This is a genomic window from Kitasatospora sp. NPDC048715, assembly GCF_043198905.1.
Taxonomy (GTDB): domain Bacteria; phylum Actinomycetota; class Actinomycetes; order Streptomycetales; family Streptomycetaceae; genus Kitasatospora; species Kitasatospora lactacystinica.
The window spans coordinates 57,359-82,972 of sequence record NZ_JBICVH010000008.1; the positions used below are offsets into that span (position 1 = coordinate 57,359).

9 protein-coding genes and 1 pseudogene are annotated in these 25,614 nt (G+C 69.5%); 5 read left to right on the forward strand and 5 right to left on the reverse strand.

The window, feature by feature from the left end; genetic code table 11:
• Positions 1–14 precede the first annotated feature (14 nt).
• The 5 genes and pseudogenes from ACGFSC_RS16950 to ACGFSC_RS16970 all read right to left on the reverse strand — a co-directional run.
• Positions 15–1,205, reverse strand: a pseudogene (locus tag ACGFSC_RS16950) (TIGR02679 family protein); the annotation flags it as partial.
• A complete protein-coding gene (locus ACGFSC_RS16955; protein ID WP_359898922.1) occupies positions 1,202–5,299 on the reverse strand; it encodes a TIGR02680 family protein in 4,098 nt (1,365 codons plus the stop codon). The gene ACGFSC_RS16955 and the pseudogene ACGFSC_RS16950, both read right to left, overlap by 4 nt.
• Positions 5,300–5,315: 16 nt before the next feature.
• Positions 5,316–6,530, reverse strand: coding sequence for a TIGR02678 family protein (locus ACGFSC_RS16960; RefSeq protein ID WP_359898920.1), 1,215 nt, complete (start codon positions 6,528–6,530; stop codon positions 5,316–5,318).
• Positions 6,527–8,041, reverse strand: coding sequence for a TIGR02677 family protein (locus ACGFSC_RS16965; RefSeq protein WP_359898918.1), 1,515 nt, complete (start codon positions 8,039–8,041; stop codon positions 6,527–6,529). The genes ACGFSC_RS16960 and ACGFSC_RS16965 overlap by 4 nt, the downstream gene beginning before the upstream one ends.
• 250 nt (positions 8,042–8,291) lie before the next feature.
• Complete coding sequence (locus ACGFSC_RS16970; protein WP_359898916.1) at positions 8,292–9,800, reverse strand: serine/threonine-protein kinase; 1,509 nt, start codon at positions 9,798–9,800, stop codon at positions 8,292–8,294.
• A gap of 378 nt (positions 9,801–10,178) precedes the next feature.
• On the opposite strand from ACGFSC_RS16970, the gene ACGFSC_RS16975 reads away from it, so the two are divergent.
• The 5 genes from ACGFSC_RS16975 to ACGFSC_RS16995 all read left to right on the forward strand — a co-directional run bounded on the left by ACGFSC_RS16975 (position 10,179) and on the right by ACGFSC_RS16995 (position 25,393).
• Positions 10,179–11,726, forward strand: a complete 1,548-nt coding sequence (locus ACGFSC_RS16975; protein ID WP_359898915.1) for a PD-(D/E)XK nuclease family protein — start codon at positions 10,179–10,181, stop codon at positions 11,724–11,726.
• Entirely contained in the window at positions 11,723–12,862 is a 1,140-nt protein-coding gene (locus tag ACGFSC_RS16980; protein WP_359899019.1) for a hypothetical protein, read from the forward strand. The genes ACGFSC_RS16975 and ACGFSC_RS16980 overlap by 4 nt, the downstream gene beginning before the upstream one ends.
• The gene (locus ACGFSC_RS16985; protein ID WP_359898913.1) at positions 12,855–16,544 is read left to right on the forward strand and encodes a hypothetical protein; all 3,690 of its coding nucleotides are present in this window, start codon (positions 12,855–12,857) and stop codon (positions 16,542–16,544) included. The genes ACGFSC_RS16980 and ACGFSC_RS16985 overlap by 8 nt, the downstream gene beginning before the upstream one ends.
• A 43-nt stretch (positions 16,545–16,587) precedes the next feature.
• Positions 16,588–19,650 carry a pPIWI_RE module domain-containing protein gene (locus ACGFSC_RS16990; protein WP_359898911.1) on the forward strand — a complete coding sequence of 1,021 codons (3,063 nt, stop codon included), beginning with the start codon at positions 16,588–16,590 and terminating at the stop codon, positions 19,648–19,650.
• Positions 19,651–19,903: 253 nt separating this feature from the next.
• Positions 19,904–25,393 (forward strand): DUF4011 domain-containing protein, encoded by a 5,490-nt coding sequence (locus tag ACGFSC_RS16995; protein ID WP_359898909.1) that lies wholly within the window; start codon positions 19,904–19,906, stop codon positions 25,391–25,393.
• Positions 25,394–25,614 lie beyond the last annotated feature (221 nt).

Sequence of the window (25,614 nt, forward strand, 5' to 3'; positions counted from 1 at the left end):
GCCAAGTCGTCGAGGAGAAGGTCGGCGACCACCTCCTCGACCACTGCGCTGCGCAGTTCGGCGATGGAGTCGACGAGCGCCCGGTCCCACGGGGCGGGCGTGAGGCGCCCCGGATCGGGGCCCCGGGGAACCCGGGACACGGCGGCCCGGTAGTCGTCGGCCGCCATCCGCCAGGGGACGGCTCCGGCCTTGGCCATGACGTGAGCCGCGATGCGGATGCCCTCGCCGTCGAAGTCGCCGTGGTAGCGCAGGGAGGCGCCGTCGTCGGCGAGTCGGCGCAGCAGGTGGATCACGGCGGTGTTGGGCCAGCCGGAGGTGCAGACCAGTGGCGGGCAGTGCCGGCCGAAGCGCCGTAGGGCGAGGGCGAGCACACTGGGGTTCTCGGTGATGTGCACCGGTCCTGCGGGACCGGTGAATTCGCCGGGTGAGCGCAGCTGGGCGAGGGTGAGGCTGATGGGGTGACCGGACGCGGCGCAGATCCGGGAGACCCCGGCGACCGGGCCTGCTCCCTCGGGGCGGAGGCCGACGGCGAGCACGGTGGCCGACAGTTCGTCGTCGGCGACGCCGGCTCGGCTCCAGAGCGAACGTCGCCCCTCGGCGGCATCCGGCATGTCGGTGCCGTACAGCACCGCCAGTGCACGCAGGACGAGGGAGGACAGCCGAGTCCCGTCGTCGAGGGCGTGCGAGTCACCGAGGAGGCGAGCGGCGAACACAGGCAGTGGCTCGCCATCGGCCGGGAGTGCGGCCAGGACGGCCAGCGCGGCGGTCAGGAGGCCCCTGGTCCGGTCGGGAGAGCCGTCGACGAGGCCATTGGCGCGTAGATGGCCGACCCATTCGAGAAGAACGGGCTGGGCGGTGACCACCTCGTGCCCTGCCAACCAGCCCCACAGGGCGTCGCGCTGACCGGTCCTGCGCTCACGCTCGGCGGCCCGGTCGTCGATCGGGCCGATGATCGCGGCCACCGCCTCCCGGACCGGCCGACCGCAGGCGTCCACCACAGCGGCTTCCAGTACCGCGAGGGGGATCGTCGGTTCGGCACCGGGGAGCCGGTCCAGTCCGAGGAGGTCGGCCAGGGCCTCCCGGCCGGCTTCGTCGAGCGGCCCCGACCGCACCCGGCTGACGGGGCGGCCGGTCGACAGGCGATCGTGGACGGCCGACCAGAGGGGCCTGAGTTCGGGGACGTCGAGAGGATGGCGGCCTGTCATGCCGATCCCTCCGGGCCGGCTTCGTCGGGCAGCAGGTCGGCACCCGTCCAGGTGAACCGGACGCTGGTGACGGCATCGTCGCCGTCGCCTCCGGTGATCAGCTGGTGGACGGCGATCCCGGAGAGCTCCCGGTAGGTGCACCACTCGTGGTCGGAGGTGAGCACCAGGTCGAGGTCGAGCGCCGCGAGGAGGGCGAAGACCTGCCCTCGGTTGACGGTGTCGACGCCGACGAAGACCTCGTCGAGCAGGATCAGCCGCGGGGACTCCGGCACCGCCTCGTAGTGGGCGGCCACCGCGGCGAAGAGCGGCAGGTGGAGTGCGATGGCCTTCTCGCCGCCCGACAGCGCGCCGTGGAGCTTCTTGGTGAGCAGCTGCCACCCGGCGCCGTTGGCGCGGTCCAGCTTGACGACGAACTGGTGCCAGGCCGTGTAGTCGAGGACCTCCGCGAGCTGCTCTTCCCAAGTCGCCGCCGTGTTGCGGGTCTTGGCCTCCTCGATACGGCCCCGGAAGAAGGCGTGCAGGGCCTCGCGGTCGGCTTCGGTGATCCGGGCCGGGTCCTTGAGCAGCAGTTCACGGGCTGTCCGGGTGCCGGCGGGCAGGTCGGGGTGGATCTGCCACACCAGACGGACCGCCACCCGTGAGGCGGTGCGGACCCGTTCGAGGTGGCCGTTCATCCGCTCGACGAGTTCACCGGCCTGGCGGATCCGGGAAGCGAGGTGGCGGCGGGTGTCGCCGGTGAGGGTTCGGTCGAAGAGGCTCCGTTCGGCGGCGGTGATGTCGTCCTGGCTGCGGTCACGGTCGCCGGTGAGGATGGCGAGGAGGCTGGTCGCGCCGACACGGATGCCGTCGACGGTGGCGGTGAGGACGTGGATGTCCTCCTCGGCTTCGAATTCGAGGTCGGCACGGCTGCTGAGGCTCTGGCGGGCTCGGTGGACGGCCTCGGAGAGGCGGTTCAGGGAGTCGCCGAGGTTCCTGGTGCCGTGCGGCAGGTTGGGCCATGTCGCGGCGGTCTCGCGTGCCGCTTCGAGGGTCGCGCGAGTGCCGTCCACGGAGGTGAGGACGAGGTCGAGGCCCGCGTCCTCGGGGAATCCGAGGACGCACAGGCGCCGGAAGCCGTGGGCGGCCTCGTTCCGGACCAGCACAGCCTCATCACGCCGGGCCGCGTCCTGGGCCGTCGTGGCGCCCAGCGCGCCGATCCGGCCTTCGAGGGCGAGGAGCGACCGGTTGCCGGTGTCGATCTCGTGGCGGGTCCGGTCGAGCATCGTTCGGAAGTGGCTGATCCGGGCGGCCACTTGGCGGTAGTCCTCGCCGACGGTGCTCTCGACGGCCAGGAGCGCGGATCGGAGCCCGCGGGCGGCGGCCTCGGCGTCCTCGGCCTCGCCCAGGCTCTCGGCTGCCGTACCCCGGGACGCCTCGGCGTGGCTGCGGGCGATGTCCCAGGCCTGCTGGGCGGCCGTCCAGGCCAGGTGCGCATCGAGCCAGACGTCTGCCTGCTCGCGCAGCGCGTCGATCGCCGTGGCGGTCGCGTCCAGGGCGGCCCGTTCGGTCGGCAGGGCGTGCTCGGCCGAGGCGACGGCGAGTACGCGCAGCGCGTCCGCAACCACCTCCTCCTGCCTCGCCAAGCGTTCGACGGCCTCGCGAACGGTATCCTCGCGGGCACCCACCTCGGACTCGGACCGTTCCCAGACCCGCTTGGCCTGTTCCACCTCCCGGTGGTGCGGCCGGCAGCGGAGGTCGGCACCGAGCCGCGTCCGGCGGTCGGCAACGGCGCGCAGCCGCGTCTCGAAGCCGGTGACGCTGGTCTCGACCTCGGCCAGTTCGGCGGCGAGGTCCGCGATCCGTCGCTGCCTGGCGCGTTCCCGGGCCGCGGCGCCGATGTGGCTGGACTCCTCCTTGGTCCAGGAGCCGACCACCGTCGCCAGCCGCCAGCTTCCGTCGGCCGCCACGGCGGCAGGGTGGCCCGCCGGGAGCGTGGGGCCGTAGGCGATGCCGGCCAGCAGCCTCTGTACCCGGCCGGACGGCACCGGGCCGTCGGGTTCCGGAGCGAGGACGTCGAGCAGCGAGGGACCCGGTGCGGGAAGGGCCGATGCCGGGTCGGCCAGGGTGTCGTGTCCGGAGACGACGAGGCCTCCGTCGGGGGTCATCCAGGCGTCGAGCAGGCCGGCCGCTTCCAGAGCCGCTTCGATACCTGCCTGGTCGGCAGGCGGCACGTCCGGCCGGAACACCAGCAGTCGCCACAGTGGCGCGCCCGGCAGGACCGACCGGTCGGCCGTGCGGGTCCGTGGCGGCACCGGCGGGAGATCCGCCGCGGCCGCGGTGCGCTCCAGTTCCCCGACGACCAGGTCACGCCGGGCGCGGGCGTTGTCCCGGCCGGCGCGGGCAGTCGTCTCGTCCACGGTGATGGAGCTCTCCACGGCCCGGGCGGCGGCTTCGACCAGCGCGAGGACGTCGGTCTCGACGGCGGCGCGGGAGGCGATCTCCTCGACGTCATCTATCAACAGCTCGGTGCAGTCGGCCGTTGCCCACCGGCGCAGCCGGTCGGCGTGGGCATCGACGGCCGTCTCGTAGGCGTGGGCGTTCGCCTCGCGCTTCGCAGTCGCGTCGGCCAGCCGTTCGCGCGCCGTGTCGAGGTGCTGCTCCGCCGCCGTCCGGCCCGCGAGGGAACGCTCGTGACACTCGACGGCGGTGCGGACCTCGGCGATCTGGCCGTGCCGCGAGACGACCGCGCCGCGCAGCAGGCGGCGTGCCGTGCGCCCTTGCTCCTGCGCGTCCCCGGACGGCCCCGGTGCGGCGCCTAGCAACGTCTGCACCTCGGTGCAGACGGACTCCATGGCTGCTCGCCGTGCCGCGCCGCGCGTCTCCTCCCTGGCCACGCGGGTGTGTTCAGCCCGTTGCTCAGAGCGCAGCCGTGCCTCGTCGGCACGCCCGGCGTCCTCGTCGGCCGCCTGAACCTTCCGGTCAGCGGCGGCGCGGGCACGGGCGGCGGCTCCCGCGGCCTGGTCGGTCCTGCGACGGAGCTGATCGAGTTCCTGCCCCTGTCGGTAGGCCTCGGAGTCGAGCAGCCCCTCGACGGTGCCCTCGATCTCCTGTCGCCGGTGTTCGAGCTCCTCCCGCGCCCTTCTGTCCTCATCGCGCCGGCGCAGGGCGTCGGCGTGCTCCTCCTCGCTCTCCCTGGCGATGCGGGTGAGATTGTCCATCTCGGTCGTCGCGGAAATGAGCGCCGCCGCCCCCGCGCGCAGGACGCGCTGGGCGTAGCCGCGTTGCTGGGTCGCGACGGCGGTGGCCGCGGCCACCTCGTCGTCCAGGGCCTTCAGGTGCTCACGCTGGCGGTCGAGGCGTTCGAAGCCCTCGGCCAGTTCGGTGATCTCGCCCTGGCCGAGCGGGGGCAGGGCCCGCGAGAGCAGGGAGGACAGCAGCGACGGATCCAGGCGCTCCGAGAGCTTGGGGGTGCGGAGCTGGAGCAGCGCGGTGATCAGGGCGTCGTAGCGCTGCTCGCTCAGCCCGGAAAAGAGCCTGCTCCGGACCGTGTTGCGGTAGTCGGTCGGTGATCCGTGCAGCTCGCCCCGGCCTTGCAGCGCTTCGGCCAGCGCGGCACGGGTGAGCGGCTGGCCCGCGTCGTTGAGCAGGGAGAGACCGCCTGGGCGGTCGATCCGCGCGCCGGTGGTGAAGTAGTCGACGGTGACACCGGTGGTGTGCACGCTGGCCTGGAGTCTGGCGCCGCAGGTGAACCAGCCGGAACCGCTGTCGTCTTCTCCGTCGTCGCGGACGAACTCCAGCCACACGTACCCGACGCGGGTCTTGCCCGAGGCGCCCTCGCCCATCAGATTCCAGTGCATGGTGCGCTCGGATCCACCGAAGGTGGACAGCCGGTTGGGTCGCAGGCTGGCGTCGAGCAGGAAGGGCAGGAGCACCTCCAGCGCCTTCGACTTGCCGGTGCCGTTCTGTCCCCGCAGGAGCAGTCGGCCCTCGTGGAAGGTGAAGACCTCGTCGTAGTAGCGCCAGACATTGAGGATGCCGGCCCTGGAGGGCTGCCACCGCGTTGCTGCGGCCGCCGTCGGGAACGCGGAGGGCTGCGGGAACTGTGTCACGGTCATCGGCTTTCTTCCCTGGTCAGGTCGCGGGACCGTCGGGCACGGTGGTCCGGTACCGGAACGCCGCGGGCCGGGGGACGGTGCGGTCGCCGATCCGGCGGGCCAGGCCGAAGTCGCCGAGGACGCGAACGGCGTCGGCCGTGAGGCGCTGGGCGCCGTCCTCCGACTGGTAGCTCTTCGCCCACTGCGGGAAGCGCCGCAGGAGTTCGTTCGCCTCGGCCGCGAGCTGCTCCGGTGTCAGCCCGTCCGGAGCGGCTGTCAGCGGTTCCAGCAGGAGCAGGGCCGCCACACGGGCCGTCGCGGAGTCGTCCGGGAAGCGGCTGTCGGTGGCGATCCCGTCCGGGTCCACGAGCAGCAGGCCGTCGGCCCGTTCCTCCAGCACGAACCCGCCCTGCTCGGCGGCGCGCCGGACGATCTGGCGCCCGGTCGGCGAGGTGAGGTAGGCCATTTCGTCGGCGCCGAGCTCGTCGTGGTGGAGGACGGGATCGTCGAAGAGCCGACGCAGCACCGCGTGCCGCAGGCGGAGGTTGCGCTGCGCATCGGAGGCGTCGGCGCCACCGTACCGGCTCTCGCGCACCGTGCCCCGCAGGAGTTCCTCGAAGCGCAGCGGCACGTCCTCCGCCGGAACGGCCAGCCGGGACGGCCCGACGGGTGCGGCGAGGAGACGCATCAGTACGGTGGCGTCCACCCGGTAGAGGACCTTGGCCTTCGCCGAGTCGACGAAGCTCTCCGTGAGGCCATCCACGGTGAGGAGCGCGCCGTACGCCTCCAGCAGCTTTAGGACGTCCACGAAGGCCATGCGCTCGGGCCTGCTCGCCGTGTCGAAGGGCGGCAGCGCCTCGTCGGTGGCACAGGCCTGGACGACCCGGTCGGCGAGCAGGCCGACCGTCGTCACCGGGACCGGGAGCAGCTCGGCCGCGACGACGCACAGCAGGGTGTAGCGGCGGCGGTCGAACGGAGCCTTGCCGGACCGCAGCCGACGGGCGGGGCGCGAGGCGTCGGGGACGGTCCGGATCTTGAGCAGGCGCGCGTACCCCAGGCGCGGTTCCACCGCCAGCTGCCAACCGCAGTGGTAGTCGAACCACTTCGTCAACGGGTCCTGCCGACGGCGGATCACCTCGAAGGCGGACGGGTCTCCGCGTTCGGTGATCAGCGGCCGGCCGAGGAGCAGCTTGATGCCTCGGGCGACGTCCTGCCGCTCGGCCAGGACCAGCTGGTTCGCAAGGGTGCTCATCCTGCCTCCCGCCCAGCGGGCTCCCATGTGCTCCCCGCGCTGCGGATCTCCACCAGGTGGTCCGGTCCCTCCAGCTTCCCCCGAGGTGTCCGCAGAACGGCCCGCCCGCCGTCGGGCAGCGGCCGGAGGAGAATCTCGACCCGGCCGTCGGAGGTGACCGCCCGGCGCGTTCCGCTGCCGTCCGGTCGTCCGGCGAGCGCCCGGCCAAGGAGGTCGAGCAGCCGGTCGAAGACGGCGTGGTCCAGCGTGCCGATGCCGGAGAGCCGCACCGGACCGTCAGTGGTCAGGACGTCCCAGGCCGCTTCGAGTTCGGCGCGTTCCTTCCGCGCCCGCTCGGCACGGGCCGCCTTGATCCCGCCGATGTCGCGCACCTTCCCGGTGCGGGTGAACCGCTCGGTGCGGCCACTGGTCCGCAGCAGGGCCGACACCTCCACCGGCGGAGCCTCGGCCCAGCTGCCCGACGAGGGAACCAACTCCGGGTCGGGGTGGGCGAGATGCGCGTGACGGGCCGGCCCCAGGCCGAAGGCGGCCGACCAGAGGCGGTGCAGGTCGTCCTCGGTGGGCGCCGCGGCGAACCAGCGGGCCAGCTCCCGGAAGTCCTGGACGGCGCTGGAGGAGCGGCGCCGTGACTCGGTGATCCGGTCAAGGACCTGCAGGAGCGTCACGATCGCGCGGCGCGCCACGTCATGCAGTTGCTCCGCCCGGGGTCGTGCCCCGTCCACAGGCCGGAACCAGGCCTGCAGCCCCTCCCAACGCGCCCGGCGCCGCTCCAACCAGGCCGGCGCGGGATCACCCTCGGCGACCGGCGGCAGCTCGGCACCCCGCAGCGCCCGCTCGTGCAGCAGGCTCACGCCCCGCCCCTCGACCCGCTCCACGGCGGAGGCGACCGCCTGTCCCCGCTGGTCGAGGTTGACGAGGAACTCCTGGAGATAGCCCACCGTCGCGGCCTTCACCTCCCGGAAGGTCGCCAGGTCAGCGCCTTCGGCGCGCAGCAGGCGCTGCAACTCGCCGTTGAACGCCTTGGTGTTGGCCAGCAGTGCCTCCAGGTGGCCCTCCAGCTCCTGCAGCGTCGTGAAGACCCGCCGGTCCGAGGACGTGGAGTCCCCCAGCAGGACGTACAGCTCGTCGAGCCGGTCCGTGATCGCCTCCAGCACCGCCGTCTGGAGCGCACCGGACGAGGCGAGGACGGACAGGGCGTGCTCGACCCCGGCGGACGCGGCCTCACCGCGCCGGGTCAGCGAGTACTGGAGGTTGCGGCGCTCGTACTCCTCGGCGGTGCGGTAGTTCTCCGCGTGGTTCTGCACGACGTCCAGCAGCTGCCACTCCCTGAGCCTTCGCAGCGCGTCCTGGAGCTCGTCGTCGTCCACCGCGTCGAGCCAGCCGACCGTCCGCAGCCGGGCGCGCACATCGTCCAGCCCCAGCGCGGTCTCCAGCCGCTCGTTGGCCGCGCCGAAGGCCTGCAGGATCGCACCGTAGAAATCGGCCTTCTCCCCCGTCGTGAACCGGAACATCTCCGGCGGCACCCTGCGCAACGGCTCCCCTTCCCTCTGCCGGGCACCACAGTACGCGGACGCACCGAGACCCCATCCAGAACCCTCGACATCGCAATCGTGCAACCCTGGGTTGATAGACGGCGACGGCCCGGACGTACGCTGGAGTAGCTTTGGAGTACGGAGCTGGCGCAGGGCGGTGTTCAGGGCCTCGTAGCGCCGCTCGTTCAGGCCGAGGTGTACTCGAGCGGTTCCACGGCTACAAGGGCCATCAGGTGAATTGCCGGCGCAGGTCGCAGACCACCTGCCGCGCCTGTTCGGCGGACTGCGCCCGCGCGACGTACATCTCCTCAAGCTCCCCACGCGCGCGTTCCGGCTCGCCCCGGAAGGCCGGAGGAAGCTCGGACGTGATCCGAGCCGCCTCCCCGAGGACCGCAAGTGTCGGCGCGCTCTCACCGAGATCCAACCGACACTCGGCTGCGCGAAGCCGTGCGGTGATCGCGGCGGCACGCTCCTCCGGCCCGTCGGCGTGCGCGAGGTCCCGCGCGATCCCCTCATACAGACGGCACGCATATCTCCCGGCCCCCGCCTCCGCCCTGAGTCCGTCGGCCGCCAGAAAGAGCGCGTCCCGAACCACGGCACGTCGCAGACCCAACTGCCCCTGGCCGAGGACCGCTAGCCTGGCAAGGTCCTCGATGCGCTCCACTACTTCGTCGCCTGCCGGATTCTTGCTGTCCAGCAGCACTTGGACGGCCTCCATGGCCTTCCTGAGATCGGCCGGCCCAACCCACGGCATGTCCTCCAGCGGTTCGACGTCCTCGCCGTCCGTCTCGGTCACTGGAAGGGGGCTCTCCAATAGCCGGAACGGAATGGTCGAGTCGTATTCGAGGCGGGGCGAGGGAGGAGGATCGCCGGGCGCCGGGAGGTGTCTGGCCATCACTTCGCGGATCTCGCTGAGCGAGGGCCGCTCCTGATAGTCCTTTGCCAGCCCCCTCAGAATGACCTCAGCCACATCCGCCGGGACCGCCGAACCGAACGGCTTCGGCTGCTCGTGCAGGTGCTGATCGCGCAGAGCGCCCTCGCTCTGGCCATCGTGCGGGGGTTTCCCCTCGAAGAGGAGGTAGAGAACACAGCAGAGGCTGTAGATGTCGCTGGCCACCGTAGGCTGTCGATCCATCAACTGCTCAGGCGACTTGTACCCATGGCTCCCGAGAGTCGATTGATGCAGCGTCAGTTGTGGAACGCCGATGCCAAGCGGTTTGGCAATGCCGAGGTCGACCACGGAAACCAGGCCCGAGAGGGCGATCATGATGTTCATGGGCTTGATGTCCCGGTGCACCAGCGGCAAGGCATGGATGCACATGAGAGCGTCGACGACTTGAACCGCTGTGGCCGCGGCCGCAGCGAGCGGCAACGGACTGCGCTGCTTGAGGATGTCGTACAGCGTCCGGCCGTCGATGTACTCCATCACGAGGTAACGCTCACCCCGATGCTCTCCGTGCCCCAGCAGCCTGGGGATGCCCGGGTGGCGCAGCCTGCCGAGTTGGCGGACTTCCCGATCGAAGCGGGCAACGAGCGTCTTCCACTCCCGTTCCCGCTCGTCAGGATCGAGCCGCTTGAGGTATTCCCGATCCGAGCGCATGAACTTCAAAGCCACGCCACCGCCGTCGGCCAAGTCGAGAGCGCGGTACACCCGGGCCATGCCGCCCTTACCCTTCGGCTCGACCACCTCGTAGCGCACGCCCACCCTTTCGCCCGGATGCAGCTCGTGGTCGTCCACAGTCCCCCAATCGTGCCGAGCGTGCACCAACTCGGGCACGCCGTCTGCATGTCGCGCACACTTTAGTACGCATCCATGGCGCTCAGTGACGCGTTGACCCCGTTCGGCTACCTCTGCAATGCTCCTCCGGTCGTCATGCCCCGGCAGCTTCACCACGCAAGGCGTCCATCTGCCACGGAGGATCCCGTGAACCGCCCAATACCGCCGCCAGGCCTGACCGGAGACGGCTGGTTGCTCCGGCTGTCCAGCACGGCCGCAAGGGAGGAACCGAACGCCTGCCCAAGGGCCAAGGCAGCCAAGCTCCGACCGCTGATCCGACCGAGCTCGCGCCAACCTCCTCGGCGGACTGGACTCCAGACCTTCGGCATGGCGCCCTTCATGGCAGCCCTGGACCGGATCGAGCATCAGGAAGAGCCAGTTGAGCAGGTGATCGATCAACTCATCGCCAGCCAGGGAGCATTCGGATACGGGCCACCTGCTCATCCATCCTTGCTCGAGTGGACCTCACAGGCCATCACCCGCTTCCTCGCCGCCCGCCAGCACCAGCAGGCATCCGCCAGCGGAGTCCCGCCCACGCACCCCTTACGGAACCTCGAGTGGGTCGCCTTTCGGGGTCACCGCACCGACCCGGACGACCTCGACACCGTGGCCGTCCGCGAGTACACGGCCTGGGGACGGCGCTACGAGTCGGCCGACGGAAGCCTCCGTGAACTGTGGCTCCCTTCGTACGGGAAGGCGAAGCAGAACCGGTCGGTCGCCGAGCAAGCCGCCATCGCCCACGTCCTCTTCCGAGGAACGCCGTGCCGACGTCCCCGCTTCGGCCAGCCCTACACCCGACCGGAGGAGTCGGCGTTCCGCAGCCCCGACCGCGTCAGGGTGTACGAATTCGGCTGCGCCGCGGGCGACTCGACACTCCTTCTGGACTGGTCGACGCACGAGGCCGCCGCGGCCTTTGCCGCACACACCACCCCGCAGCTGAGCCGCGCCGAGGCCGACATCGCAACCCGGCCAGGGACGAGTTGCACGGATTGCAAGGCCATCGAAGGCTGTCGTTCCCTGCGCCGGGCCGAAGGACTATGGCCGGGAACCCCCTCGCCGCATCGCTCCCGCAGGGACGTCTCCGCCTGGGATCTGCGGACCTACCACGCCTGCCCGGCTCGCTACCACCTCGACCGGCAACTCAATCTCCGCTCCGCGGAGGACAACGAGTCCGAGGAGACACGCCGAGGCCGAGCCGTGGACGCCTCGCTCAACGAGCGGCACAGCGCCGGGCCCGGGCACAGCTGTCGCCATCTCACCGGCCCCGTGGACCCTGACGACTGGGAGGCCGGCGGACACCGGCTCACCGGACGGATCGCGCGCCAGGCCACCGCCATGCTCAGTTGGCACCGCGCCTTGTGCCCCCTGGACACCTTGGGCCCCGAGGAGAAGGTCCTGGTTCAGCACACCTCAGCTGTCCTCATGCCGAGCCTCGGCGTGGTCCTTATCGCGACACCGGATCTGCTCTACACCAGGGACGGCGGCTGGTTCTGGCGCGAAACCAAGACCGTCTCCCGCCTGCCTGGTCAGGGCGTTCCGCTGATGCGACGCTACCCACAACTAGCCGTCGCCGTCATGATGCTGGCGTCAAGAGAAGACCCCGACATGACCCGGCGTTCCCGGGTCGAACTGGAGCTGCTGCACGAAGATTGCCCCAGCCTGGAGCTGCTCGACCCGAGCCGTCCCGAGACCGTCGAGGAAGCCCGGCTGCTCCTCGCGGAGCTGGCCGAACCACTACTGCATGACACACGATTCGCCCCCACCCCCGGATTGCACTGCGCCGACTGTCCGGCCCGCGCCTGGTGCCGATCCGGCGCCGAACACCTGGCCGAACGCACGTTACTGGAGCCGGCTCCACTAACGCGGGAATCCGAGACTTGCGCATGATCAACGTACCGCTGCTCCACGTCCTCGCGACGGCCATCATCGAGATCGCCGAGCAACGCGAGCAGGCGGCTCCCCCACCCCCGTACCCTCCAGAGGCACAGCGCGCCCTGGACCAGGTGGTGCTGGAATGCCTCCGCGAGAAGGTCACGCCCCCTTCGGGACTACCCGAGCTGATCAGCTGGTGCCGGACCCGAGCGCTGGACCGCTGGCCTCTGCAGCTCGCCGACGACGAGGCAGAGGAGGCCTTCGGAGCCGGCGACCTCCTCATCGACCGTAGCTCGGGCATGCCCACGGAGCTGTGCCTCGAATGGAAGGTCGACGGCGGCAAGGACAGCGCCGCACAACAGTACGACCGCCGCGCCATCGCCGTCGCTCTCCAGGCATGCCGCGCCGTCGACTCCCCCGAGTCCTACACCCGCTTCCGACGCATTCTGGTCGATCAGCCAGTGATGACCTCGGCGAACTGGTCCGAGCTCGCCGGGGATCTCTACCTGTATCCAGTAGAGTCTCTGCTGAGCGCCATCTACCCGACCGCACCCGACCACTACCTGAGTGACGGCTGCTACACCCCCTGCGAGCGCTGCCGGACCCTGCTCGTCCCACTCGCCGATGGCGGTTGGTGGTGCGAGCGCGACGAGTGTCGGCAGCAGGGTCCGCCAACACCCGGCCGACCGCTGGCGCTCAGCTTGGCTGGGAAGGTCCGCCAACTTCGGCGCCCACTGCGACAGTTCGTAACCGGACCGGGCCGTGCCGAGGTCGGCCTGGAGGATGCATTGCGCAACTTGGGCCTCACAGTGGAAATGTGGCCGGCCTATGACGCCTACGACCTGCGGGTGACCTTCCCTGACGGACACGTGTGGGCGATCAAGGTCCAGGACCGCGCTCATCCGGGCTTGCTCGGCCGCAAAGCATTGCCTGTCCCTCAGACGCCTCCCTATCACGAGGCCTGCTGGGTCGTTCCGCGGTACCGCGTCCAAGGCCACCCCGACTACCTGGGGGCCTTCCGGCGGGCGCACCCCGCCTCGGCGCGAGGACTGCACCTCCTGGTGGACGACGATCTGGTGCGGCGAGCCCGCGCCAGACTGCGCGGGCGCCGGGGTCCGGAAGCCCGGTTGGACGGAGAATCCGGTGCGTGACCGAAGTTCCTGGTACTCCTCACTGATTCGATCGCTCCAGCCCTGGCCCGCCGAACACCAGGACACCAAGCCTTCGCTCCTGTGCCAGGTCGAGCTTGGGCTGAGGCTGTTGGAACGCATTGCGCCCGACGATGGTGCCGACAGCGTTTGGACCCTCCTCAGTGGCTACCCGTTCGCGCGCGCATCCGGTCTGGGGCTTACGGTCAGTGATCGGGAGATTCTCTACAATGCACGGCAACTGCTCTGGACCCTGCGCCGCCGACGCCTGTGGCAGCAGAGCCTGGACGCCTATCGACGGCTTCCGGAGAGGCTGCGCGCTTACCGTGTCCCCGTCCTTGGCGGTCCGGCATACCGGGTGGAACCACGCGTCGCAGGACGACGCCTCGCCGTCTACGACAACGCGCTTGACTCTGCCGCACCGTTCTCCCGCGTCCCGCTACCCCAGGCCGCAGCAGGCTCGCATCGATTCACCGAGCATCGCCGATACACCTCCGTCACCATCCCGGAGGAGTTGATCCTGAGCGCCCCGGACGGCCATGACCTTCAGGTCGGCCGGCCCGGTGAAGGTGGACCGATCGACGTCCCCTTGGCCGAGCTCATGGTGACAGCGCAGTGGATGGATCAACAGGAACAGGGCCCAACCCACCAGCGGAAGCGCTGGGAGGACCGGCTGAACAGCTTGCGGCTGGACACCCGTCACTCCGACGGCGTCAGCTTCGAGCCCGCCACTGTCCTACGGCTGGACCAGATCATCCACCTGATCGGTATGGTCGGGGCCGGCAAGAGCACCTTGATGGTGCTCATCGCTGTGTGGGCGGCGCTTCGCGGGTTGAGGACCACCCTCGTCGTTGGCGATGTAGCCGAACAGCTCGCGCTCACAGCCCAGTTCCGGGACTTGTTCCACGACCGCCCGGATCTGGACGCCGCCCCCGTGATAGGCGGGACCATGCGCGAACGCCACATCCAGCGCGTGCACCGACGACTTGCGGGGCGCGGCAAGTCCTCACTTCTCCTCCACGAAAGCCCCGCCTTCACTGACCTCAGTACCGCATGCCCGCTGGACGCACTGCGGGGCCTCGACGCACACGCCCCGCTCCGTTTTACCGACGCTCCCTGCACCGGCCTCCACCCGGCACGTTCCGCAGGAAGCCAGTCGGACGTGGACGCCGAGCTGGCCGTGCTGCACCTCGGAGAGACACGGTCCGCCGACCAGGTCCCTGGCGCAGACCACGACAGCGACTGGCAATCGACGGCGCATGGGTGCCCCCTGTGGAGCGCCTGCCCCCGCCACAACGCCTCCCGTAGGCTGGTGGACGCCCTGGTCTGGGTCGCCAATCCGATGAGCCTTGTCCAGACATCGGTTCCACGCAACCTCAACGAGGAACGGATCCGATACCTCGAACTGGCAGCTCTGCGCAGCGACATCATCATCGTGGACGAGGTCGACCGTGTGCAGATGGGGCTGGACCGAGCCTTTGCCCCATCTGCGACATTGGTAGCGCCGGGGCGCGGGCTCGACTCCTGGCTCGACCGGCTGGACACTCACAAGATCGAGGAGCTGGCCCGCCAGAGCCGCCTGCCGCTGGCCGACCGCGACGTGCAGCGTTGGGCCGCCTCACTCGGTGTGGTCAGTAATGCCGCCAACCGGCTGTACGCAATGCTCATTTCCAACCCGGGCCTCCAGACATGGGCCGAGACCGACTACTTCAGCGCCTGGACGCTCCAGGAGAAGCTGCTCGCCGACTGGTACCCACACCAACACGACGACCCCTCGGAGACCCTTGCCGACGAACTCGGCCTCTACGACCTTGACGAAGCGCTTTCCCAGCCCCCGAACGACGCACCTCCCCCGACCGCGGGCGCCGAACCATGGGCCGCGAGGCGCCACCAACTCACTCACGCCATGGACGCCTTCCGCGACGACCCGCTCGGTGACGTGGGACCGCACGGTCCGGACGCCGATCTGCTCACTTCGGCCGCGCAGGACCTGTTGCACACCCTCGCAGAGCGGAACACGCGCGGCCGAGTCCGCATGGTTCTGGACCGACTGCTCGACGGAGCGCCGGAAGTCGATCACGTTGAGAGCGCTGCGGCAGAACAGCGTGGCAGCACGGCCTGGTTGGAGTGCAACGCCGAGAGGTTGGAGTTCACGCTGCTGCTGGCGGCCTTGCACCATCGACTGGACCAGGTGAGCTTTCTGTGGCCACAGGTCGAGGCCACCCTTCACCTTGACGCCAGCGCCAACGACCTCAGCCGGCGACCTCCGCTCGACTACGCCCCGATCGTCCCCGAGTCGCCCATGGGCAACGTCCTCGGCTTTCAGTACCTGCCAGACGAAGTCGACGGCCCAAAGGATGCCGACGGCCGCCGGAGCGGGACCCTGCGGTTCTTCCGCTGCGCCGGGGTGGGCCGCGAGCTGCTCTACTCCCTGCCCCGACTCGGTGCCGACCCGGATCAAGGACGACCGGGCCCCAATGTCCTGCTGATGTCCGGTTCGAGCTGGGCCGGCACATCGACCAGGGCGCACGTACTCGCGCCGGTCCGGGCAGTGCTCCGACCGAGGGCGGACGCCATCGACAAGATCCGGAAGAGCGTGTTCCGAACCCAGTTCGTCTACTACTCCGACGGCACGCCGATCCGGCTCTCAGGCGAGCGTCGGGAAAACCACGACAAGGTCCTGCGCGCCATGGTGTGGCAGCTCGGCAAGCCTGGGCCTGCCGACACCGACGGTCTTCTCCAACGAGAACTGGCCCGGATCTCCGACCAGCACCGAAAGCGTGCCCTACTCCTGGTCGGGAGCTACCGCGACGCCCTGACAGCCGCCGAGGTACTCCAGCAGATGGACCGCTGGCGCACGGGTGTCCGAGTCCTGATCGCTGATGACGCCGACCTGGACCAGGACCTCGCGGCGTCGCTCCCGGGAACCGTGCGCCGCGGTGATCTGGCTTCGTTCGCCGAAGACGATACGGCCGAGCTGCTGGTAGCTCCGCTCCTGGCGGTCGAACGCGGGCACAACATCCTGACAGTCCCCAATCGGCCCGGTGAGGAGAGGGTGGCTGCCTTCGGGACGGTGCTGTTCCTGGCTCGTCCGCACCCCGTGCCCGACGACCTCTACCTGTCGGTCTTCGCCATCAACGACTGGGTGACGCGCTTCTCACGTGACATTTCCGGACTGCAGCAGGGCACCTTCAGCGAGCTCGTCACCAACGCCGGCGACCTGGACTCCGCGGGGCTCGCCTTTCGTCATGCAGCCCGTGCCGAGTGGCGACGACTGCTGTCCCGTCGCTACATGTACTCCCGGCTCACCCTTCGGGAGAAGGAGTCGTTCGCGTGGGACCAGCTGACCACGATCTGGCAGGTCATCGGACGTCTCGTCCGCGGTGGGGTCCCCGCACGGGTGGTCTTCGTGGACGCCGCTTTCGCCCCGGCGCGGGCGGTCTCGATGGCGCCGGAGTCGGCCGTCCACGAAGCGGACACCAGTGCCCTCATGGATCACACCCTCGCCACGCCTCCCGAGCATTCTGCCGCAAGCCGCCAATGGGAGCGCGATGACGGACTGCTCTCCCGCCTTCGCCAAGTCCTCACGCCCTATTTCAACGGACGTGCAGAACCCGCTGACGCCGCCCTGGTCCAAGCTCTCTACGAACCGCTGTTCGACGCTCTGAGCGACCTGGAGACATGATCCCATCAACCACGCTATGCGGCCGACCGGACAAGGAGTTCCCGTGGCCCTGTACGACACCCTTCGCCGCGCCGCTTACCTGACCGCCCCGGATGCAAACCCCTGGACCGTCGACTACCTGGCATTGCCCTTCCCTGAACATCTGAATCCGGGAGTACTGGAGCTGTGCAACATCGGCCGTGTGGAGCAGCACCGGTGGTCTACGGCACCCACCCGACGACTGGATGGCGCGCTGCAAGCATTGGCACCGGATCTGATCGTCCGTCCACGACACCGCCCCCCGTCCGGCGCTGACGGCTCCTTCCTCGACGACTTCTGGCTCTATCGCCGGTCAGGGGACGACCACCCGCTGCCCGACCCGCTACTGCACCGATTTCTGACCGTCTGGCTGCGAACGCTGGGGCGACCGGAATCGCTCGGCACTCCGGAGCACCATCGGCTGCTGCTGGAGGTCGCCGCAGGCATTCAGGCGCAGCCTCCCTCCTGGCAGCCGGTACCCGGCGTTGCTCTGATGCAAGCCCCTACCACCAAGGGCTGCACCGCAGTTCCCTCCGAGCTTCAGTTCCAGCTTGCCACCGACGAGTTGGCGCGACGAATCGCAGCTCTTCCTCCCTACCCGTTCGAAGGAGGTGAGCTGCAGTTCCGAACCGTGGCACGAGGACCGCGCCAGCAGGGCGCCGAGCTAATGTCACAGCCATTGCCGCACGTCACCGGCCGCGCGACCTGGTGGTACTCCGTCCTGCTCAATGTGACACTACACACTGTTCCCTTCGATCCACGGCCACGACTCCACCTCCACTTGGGCGTCCGCCGGTGGGCCACGCGCCCCCGAACCGACACCGGCCGACTCAACCTGCGCTATCAGGGCGCCACCTCGGTCTACCTGCGGCCAGGCTTGCCATGGCTGCCCGGTCTCCCACTCAGTGGCCGCTGGTCGGTGGCCAGACTGGTGCGCGATCGGGACACGCAATCCTTCGACTGGCTCGGCAACGACCCAGCAGGGCTGCTGCGCGGACTCTCCTTGGATCCCGACTTTCCAGCACCGGACAAACTGCTCGCCGAGCCAGAACCGTGGCTGGTCGAGAACGGTTCGGCCGTCCAGGCCGCTGTCGTCCAGAGCACACGGATGGGTGCCCACGCCGTGGGAACCGGTCTGATGCCGCAGCAACGATCGGCCATCATCGCCTGGGCCGAACAGGCTCTGCCCGAGGGTCTGATGCGTGTGCCGGACCTCAAAAGCTGCGGGACCCGCTCGGGCCAACCCGCCAACGCTCGCCCCAAGAGCATCACGAACGAGTACCGCGAGGGCACCACCCGGCTCCGACGGGTGGCCCTTGCTGCCGATGCCCGCCGCAGAACCGGTACCGGCGAGGACCCGACCGTGGAGATCCGGCTGTTGTGGCAGAGCAGCGAGTTGCGGAAGAACGCAGTGGAAGCCCTGATCGGCACACTGGGGCTCAACGGTGACGGTGGCGCGCCCGTCGGAAGCGCAGAGCAGGTGGAGGCCGCCTTCGAAGCCGCAGGCCCAGGAGCGCCCGTCGTACTCGAATGGCAGGCACCAGAACTGACCGTCCGACTTCGTTGCCTGCCGCTGACCGGGGGGCTGGCCGATCCACTTGACCTCAACCCGTCCACGCGCGGGCGGGGAGCCCGCCTGGCGCAAGGCGTGAGTTCCCGGCGGTCGGCGATCCGCGATCATCTCCTGGCGGACGGCGCGGTGCCCGGGACACCAGCACTGGCGCTCGTCGAAATCGCGCACCCGACCGTGTTCAAGCCCGCGGACAGCGACCCCAAGTTCGCAATGCGCCTGGGGTGTGCTGACTCCGGGGTGCTCACTCAGTTCACCGTGGTTCCGGACACCGTCCCTCGCACCCCCAGAGCCCAGCAGGAGAGTGCCGACAACCTGGCTCACCGGCTGCGCTCGGCGTGGGAGGACGGGCTGCGCCAACTGGGGGTGCGTGCTCTGCCGCAGTTGTCGAAGGATGTCGATCTGCCGGCAGGCCTGCGGTACGCAGCCCTGTGGATGGTCAAGCGTCGGAAGGACGGACCGACCCTACTGCCGAAACACCTCCCGGTGGCGGTGCTGGTCACACCAGTGCCGGAGCACGTGGGACTGGCGCAGGTGCAGGGGTGGGACGACGACCCGACCGTGCAGGACTGGATCTCGTATCCGGAGCTGCTGCTCAGACTGGTCCGGAAGGCGGAGATCGACCCAACGGACGATCAGCCTCTGATCCCAGAACCACGAAGCGCACCGGACAACGCCGACGGCCCGACGGCCCCGAATCGAACGTCATGGCGAGCGAACCTCGCCCAGCAGCGCCGCGAGACCGCCTCCTTCATCCAGCGGATGCTCTTCTCCCTGCGGACCTCAGGCAGCCGCACCGTGCTGATCACCCACTCCCAGAACAGCCGGATGCACTGGCCATGGCTGCAGGACGGGCGGGTGGAACCGGACGCAGTGGAAGACGGGGCAGCCGGTCCACGAGGGCTGGACCCCGGGCTTCGCCTGGTCAGGATCAGAGGGGGAGCCGGGCGCGAGACACCGCAGGGCTGGGGGCTGGCCGAGGACAGTGGTGACAACGGCATCTATGCAGGGCTTTGGGGAGAGGAAGTCCCTTCCGGAGTCCACCGTCCGCTCGAACAGCGGGTTTTCTACAGCACCACCCGCAAACCAGTCACGTTCACCAAGACGTCCGTCACCCTCGATCGGCTCGCGCTGCGCCGGAACAGCAAGGGACGGCTGGTGAACGAAGTCGGCAAGCAGGCCTGGAACCCCGCGCTGGTGGAGATTGCGGTTCTCGGCTGCCAATCGAAGTTCGGAACTTCGGCGGACGACGATCGTCCTGAGGCCCTTGCGTTGGCCATGCACCAACTGCGCCATGCACCCGAGTACACCGACCCCATCTCGCTGCCGCTCCCCCTGCACTTGGCGGGCCTGGCACAGGAGTACGTACTGCCGATGCGAGCCGAGGACGGAGAACAGGAACCCGAGCAGGACGACTCGGGAGACGCGGCCGCCGCCGTGGATCCCTCGCTCTGCCCCGCCCCCGGCCTCGCGGTCGAAACGGACCCGGAGGAGGAGGGGCAACTCCAACTGTTCTGAGCCGTCCCGGCAACCGAACGGGACTCCCCTGCCACAGGGGATCACGTCCGCCACAGCTCCGCTGGCGACGACAAGTGATCCGCCGGACTCCGGGCCCCGAACGCCGGGTCTCAGATCGGCCACAAACGCCACCGGCGACGCACCACGCACTAGGCTCGTCCAGCGCGCTCACCTGCGCTCCCCGGCACGTGACAGAACGGAGTTGTCCGGCTTGGAACACCGACGCCCCGGAAGCCGGAGTGGCACAGACCCGTTGGAGGGACTGCTCGACCACTGGCAGAAGGCCCTCATCGATCTCGGCTTCCGCAACCGGCTGGTGAGCTATCGTCGCACCAAGAGCCAGGCCGGCATGGACATCACCGCTCCGGGACTGTCTGCTCTCCTCGACCGGCTGTCCGACGGATGTGTCTTCGCGCCGGTCAAGGAGCCCGGATCGGACTCCGGAGCAGGGCAGTCAGCCTTGCCAGTGCAGCTCGACAAACCAGTGCGACAAACGGCAACCCTGGCCGGGAGCCGGCCGATCGACACTCCAGCCTCCCGAGAGGGTGTCAGGCGCTCCGTCCAGCGCATAGCACTCGTCACTTCGAAGTCGACGCAGGCCGAGCAGGACCGCCATCTACGGCGGCTGGTGACTGTCGCGAAGGAGAAGTTCAACGACTACGGCTTGTGGGTGCTCCATCTCGGCGTTGCCTTCCTGGAATGGCGGCCGGCGCCGTCGGCGGAGAGCGTCGTCTCGCCACTGGTGCTGGTCCCCGTCACTCTCCGCCGGTGGAAGGGCGACTCCTACCTGCTGGAGATCAACGGCGACGAGGAAGTGTCGTTCAACCCGGCTCTCGCGATCAAGATGGAGGAGCTCGGGGTCGACTGGCCGAGCGCCGAGCAGGTCGACCTCCACGAGGTCCCGGCGCTGCTGGACCAGGTTCGCCAGAAGGCCTCGAAGCGCGAGGGCTGGTCGGTTCACGACCGAGTCGTGCTCGACGCCTTCAACTCCAGCAAGGAGGCCATGTACCGCGACCTCAAGGACAATCGGGCCCGCATCCTGAAGAGCCACCTGGTTCGCGCGATCGGCCTGGGCGGACGCTCGGACCTCCCCGCCGGCACATTCGACTTCGACCCGGTTCCGCTCGACCGGATCGACCAGCTCCAGCCGCCCGAGCAGACCCCTCTGGTCCTCGACTCCGATTCGTCGCAACGCCAGTGCGTGGCAGCAGCCGTCGAGGGCCGGAGCTTCGTCATGGACGGACCGCCCGGCACCGGCAAGAGCCAGACGATCACCAACATAATCGCCGGACTCCTCGACCAGGGGCGGACCGTCCTCTTCGTCAGTGAGAAGGCGGCTGCCCTCGATGTCGTGCGCAACAGGCTCAAGGACGTGGGTCTCGACGACTACGTGCTGGCCCTGCACAGCAACACCATGGGCCGCAAGCAGGTCGCTCAGGAACTCGGCAGGGCCCTCGAAGCTCCCGCTCGATCCTTCCCCGGTTCCAGGAACAGCGACCGCTCCACGGCGAAGGACCTCCGCGAAGAGCTCTCCGGTTACGCGGCAGCGATGAACGAACGCCGCGCCGGCCTCGGTGCCTCCCTCCACACCGTCCTGGGCCGCATCGCCCTCCTGGAGGACGTCTATCCGCTGCGCCCGGAACGGTCCTTCGACGCCGGCGGCCTGACGGAGGCGACGCTGCACCAGATCACCGAGGCAGCCGGCTGGATCGCCCGCTCATGGCGTCCCGCCGTCGAGGGCGAGGCCTTCATCTGGCGTGAACTGACCGGCGTTCGTGGCGAACTCGAAGCCTTGGACCGGGCTCTGGAGGAACTCGACGGCATGCGCCGTGCTCTCGCCCCGCACGCACCCCTGCTCGATGCCATGGGCTGGGAGGGCCTCCACGACGCGGCCCGGCTGGTCGAAGCACTGCGCACGGGCGGGAGACGTCCCGCCCTTCCCATCGCGTGGCTAGGTCTGAACTTCCCTCACCTCGGCTCCACAGTCGAGTCGTTCATCGAGCGGCTCTCCCGCGCTGTGGGGGCAGAGGAACGGGCGGCTGCCGTGCTCGGCGCCGCGTGGCTGGATCTGGCTTCGATCGGCTCGCAGGTCGAGAAGATCGAGTGGTCCCCACCCTCGTCCGTCCCCTCCTCCACGCTGGACCTGACGGTCCTGACGGCCGACCAGGCGGAGGCACTGATCTCACAGCTCGGGACGGACGCCGACGCACTGGACCAAGTCGGCCAACTCGCCGGCGGCGCCGCCAGGATGTACGGCATGTCAGAGCCCGTCACCTGCGACGACGCCCTCCGGCTAGCGCGGCTGGCCGAGTTCTCGACTGCCCCGCCTGCGCAGAAACCGCCTGCGCGTTGGTTGGCGCCGGAGGGGCTCGGCGCTGCCCGGACGGCGCTGTCCCGATTGTCCGAGGCAGTCGACAACCTGCGAAGGGCACGGGTAAAGGCGCAGCGGGTGTTCACCGATCGCGTGCTGGACGAGGAGTCCCTGGAGGGGGTCTCTCAACGCTTCGCCACGGTTCACCAGACCTTCTCCGGCAGATTCTCGGCTGCGCGCCGAACCGACCGTCGACTCGTCCGGACCTTCCTTCCCGATGGCGGCAAGTGCACCAAGAACGTCCTCGCCGCGCTGCCCGACGCGGTCGAATGGCAGAAGGCCCACCGGGCACTCGCTCAAGAAGCCCGGTCGGAGAGCCGGGCACTGGCACACCTCTGGACGGGCGAGGACACCGACTTCGACGCCGCCGCCGACCTGCTCGCCCGGGCCGAGGAGATACTGGCCCTCGCGTCGCGGGTGACGAACCACGAGGCCCTGCGTAACGAACTCGCCCACGGCGGAAGTCCTCGCGCCGCAGCGCACACCTCCGCCGTCCAGGCAGCGGACATCCTCATCCGCTGGCGGGACTCGTTGGTCCCCCCATCGGCCGTTGGTGCTCCGTACACTCTGGAGCACGAACCGATCGCCTCGGCCGCCCAGTGGAGCCGGGAGCAGCTCCCGCTGCTCCACGCGGCAAAGGACGTCCTGCGAACCGTCGGCTCGGTGACCGGCCGCGTAGACTGGACCCTGCGCGGCGCGCTGAACGCCTTGAAGCTGGTCCGCGACGCGGTCGCGGCGAACGAGGAGTTCGAGGCTCTCACCACCCAGGACCAGCAGTTCCTCGAAGACCTCTACCGTGGGCGCGCCACTGATCCGTCGGCACTCCGGGCGGCTGTCGCCTGGGTCGCCGAATTGCGGAAGGCCTGCGGCCTCGTAGCCGGCCAGGTCTTCCCGGCCGAGAGCACCGGACCGCTCCACGCTGCCCGGCGGGATGCCGAGTTGGAAGACGCCGTGGCCGGCTGGTCCCGAACGAGTGCCCAACTGACCGGGCTGTTCATTGCCGAACGAGAGCAACAGCTGCAACCCGCCTTGACCCGGAACCTCGCGTCCGCCGAGGCCCTGCTGGCCCAGTTGGATGGGGACCGCGGCGGGCCGGACGAATGGGCAGCGTATTTGCGCGGCCGGCGGGTACTCGACGCACTGCACCTCGGGGACCTCGTGGTGCGAGCCGTCAAAAAGGGCGTCGACAGGAACAACTTTCGCGCCGTCACGGAGAAGGCGGTCCTCCGTTCCTGGGCGGACCGCGTCATCGAGAACGACGCCCGGCTGCTCTGGACCCGCTCCCAGGACCGTGACGACCGGGTCACGGAGTTCCGGAGGGCCGACCGGATCCTATTGGAGCAGGCACGGGTCCGGGTGGCGCGGACCTGTGACGCCCGCCGGCCGGGCATCCTGCGCGACACAGGCACCAGGCTGTTGAACACCGAGGGCCGCAAGAAAACCCGCCACAAGCCCGTCCGCACCCTGCTCAGCGAAGCGGACAAGGCAGTTCGGCTCGTCAAGCCCTGCTTCATGATGAGTCCGTTGATGGTCAGCAGGCTGCTCCCGCCGGACTTCACGTTCGACGTGGTCATCTTCGACGAGGCCTCGCAGGTACTGCCGCAGGACGCCATCAACTGCGTCTACCGCGGCCGCGCCCTGATCGTCGCAGGCGACGAGAAGCAACTCCCGCCCACGGCGTTCTTCACCGCGGGCGAGGACGAGGAGGACGACGACGCAGTCCCCGGCGAGGAGGAGGACAGGCCGACGAGCTACGAGTCCCTGCTGACCCTGGCCAAGGGCAGCGGGATGATCAAGAACCTCTCCCTGCGCTGGCACTACCGCAGCCGGCACGAGCACCTGATCGCCTTCAGCAACCACGAGTTCTACAAGCAGTCGATGACCACCTTCCCGGGTGCGCTGGCCGACAGCCCCGACGTTGGCGTGGCCTTCCTGCGAGCGGCGGACGGGTGCTACCAGCCCGGCGTCGGCGCGCGCAACAACCCACTGGAGGCCAGAGAGGTGGCCCGCCGGGTGATCCACCACTTCGACACCCGTTCGGGACGTTCGCTCGGCGTGGTCGCCCTCTCCCAGGCACAGGCAGACGCCGTCCGGGAAGCGGTCGACGACGCCAGGCAGGGCCGCCCCGACCTGGACGGCCACTTCTCCGAGGACCGGCTGGACGGCTTCTTCATCAAGAACCTGGAAACCGTCCAGGGCGACGAGCGCGACGTCATCATCATGTCGGTCGGTTACGGCCCCGACCAGTACGGCAAGCTCTCCCGCAACTTCGGTCCAATGAACCGGGCGGGAGGCTGGCGCCGTCTCAACGTCGCGGTCACCCGGGCGCGGTACCGGGTCGAGGTCGTCGCCTCCTTCGACCCCGACGAACTCTCCGAGACCGGGGGCAAGAGCTTCCACTACTTCTCCCGTTACCTGAAATACGCCAAGCACGGTCCGTCCGTCCTGGCGCAAGAACTCCAGGAAGACGACCTGCCGCCCGAGAGCCCGTTCGAGGAGTCGGTGCTGGACGTCCTGAGCGGCTGGGGCTACACCGTTCGACCGCAGGTCGGCGTGGCCGGCTACCGGGTCGACCTGGGCATCCGCGACCCCCGGCGGCCGGGCAGGTACGCACTCGGCATCGAGTGCGACGGTGCGATGTACCACTCCTCCAGGGTGGCACGAGACCGTGACCGTCTCCGCGAGTCCGTGCTCTCCGGCCTGGGGTGGAAGTTGCACCGGATCTGGGGCACGGACTGGTACCGCAACCGGGCGGGCGCGGAAGCCCGTCTCAAGGAAGCCGTCGAACGCGAGGTCGGCCCTCCGGAGCAGCCGCACGAGGCGATCCGCATTCCCGCCCAGCAGGCCTCGGACCGGTCCGACTCCGTGTCGCCGCCCGCTCCGTCGGACCGGGTTCCCGAAAGCCCGGTACTCGGTGCTCCGCTCACGGCCCGGCAGGGGCTGCTGTCCGGTCCGGTGGGGCGGCGAATCGACCACGAGCTGAGTCAGATTCGCGCGAGGCTGGAACAGCGGATCCTGACCGACCATCGGTCCGGGCCACGCACGCGAGCGGATCAGCTCCGGCGCGAGCGGGACCAGCAGGCCGATCTGGAGGCTCGCGCCGCTGTGCTCAAGGCCTACCTCACCGGTGACCGGACTTCTCCGGCCGACGTCGTCAGTCCCGGCCGACTGGTGACCCTGCGCTTCGACGGCGAGGACGGGGAGCAGGCGTACGAGATCACCTCGGGAAGCCCCTTCGACGAAGGGACCCTTCACCTCAGTCCCTTCACCGCCCTGGGCAAGGCGCTCGCCGGCCGCCCGGCCGGAAGCACCGTCGACTACGAGGAGAACGGACGGAAGCTCACGGTCCACATCCACCGGATTCACGACTGAGCACCGAGCGGGCGGTGCCCCGCCACCGCCCGCTCGATTCGGCCGCACACCAGGCGTGGTCCTCGATGGTGGAGGGACAGGCCGGCTTCCATCCCGAGGCGGTTCCCGCACGCCGGTGAAGGGGGCGCGCAACCGCGCATGCACCGAACGGTTCCGTACACCTACACGCCCGTACCGTTTACGTCGAACGTCATCCTGTTTCCGCCAAAGGACGAACCCGC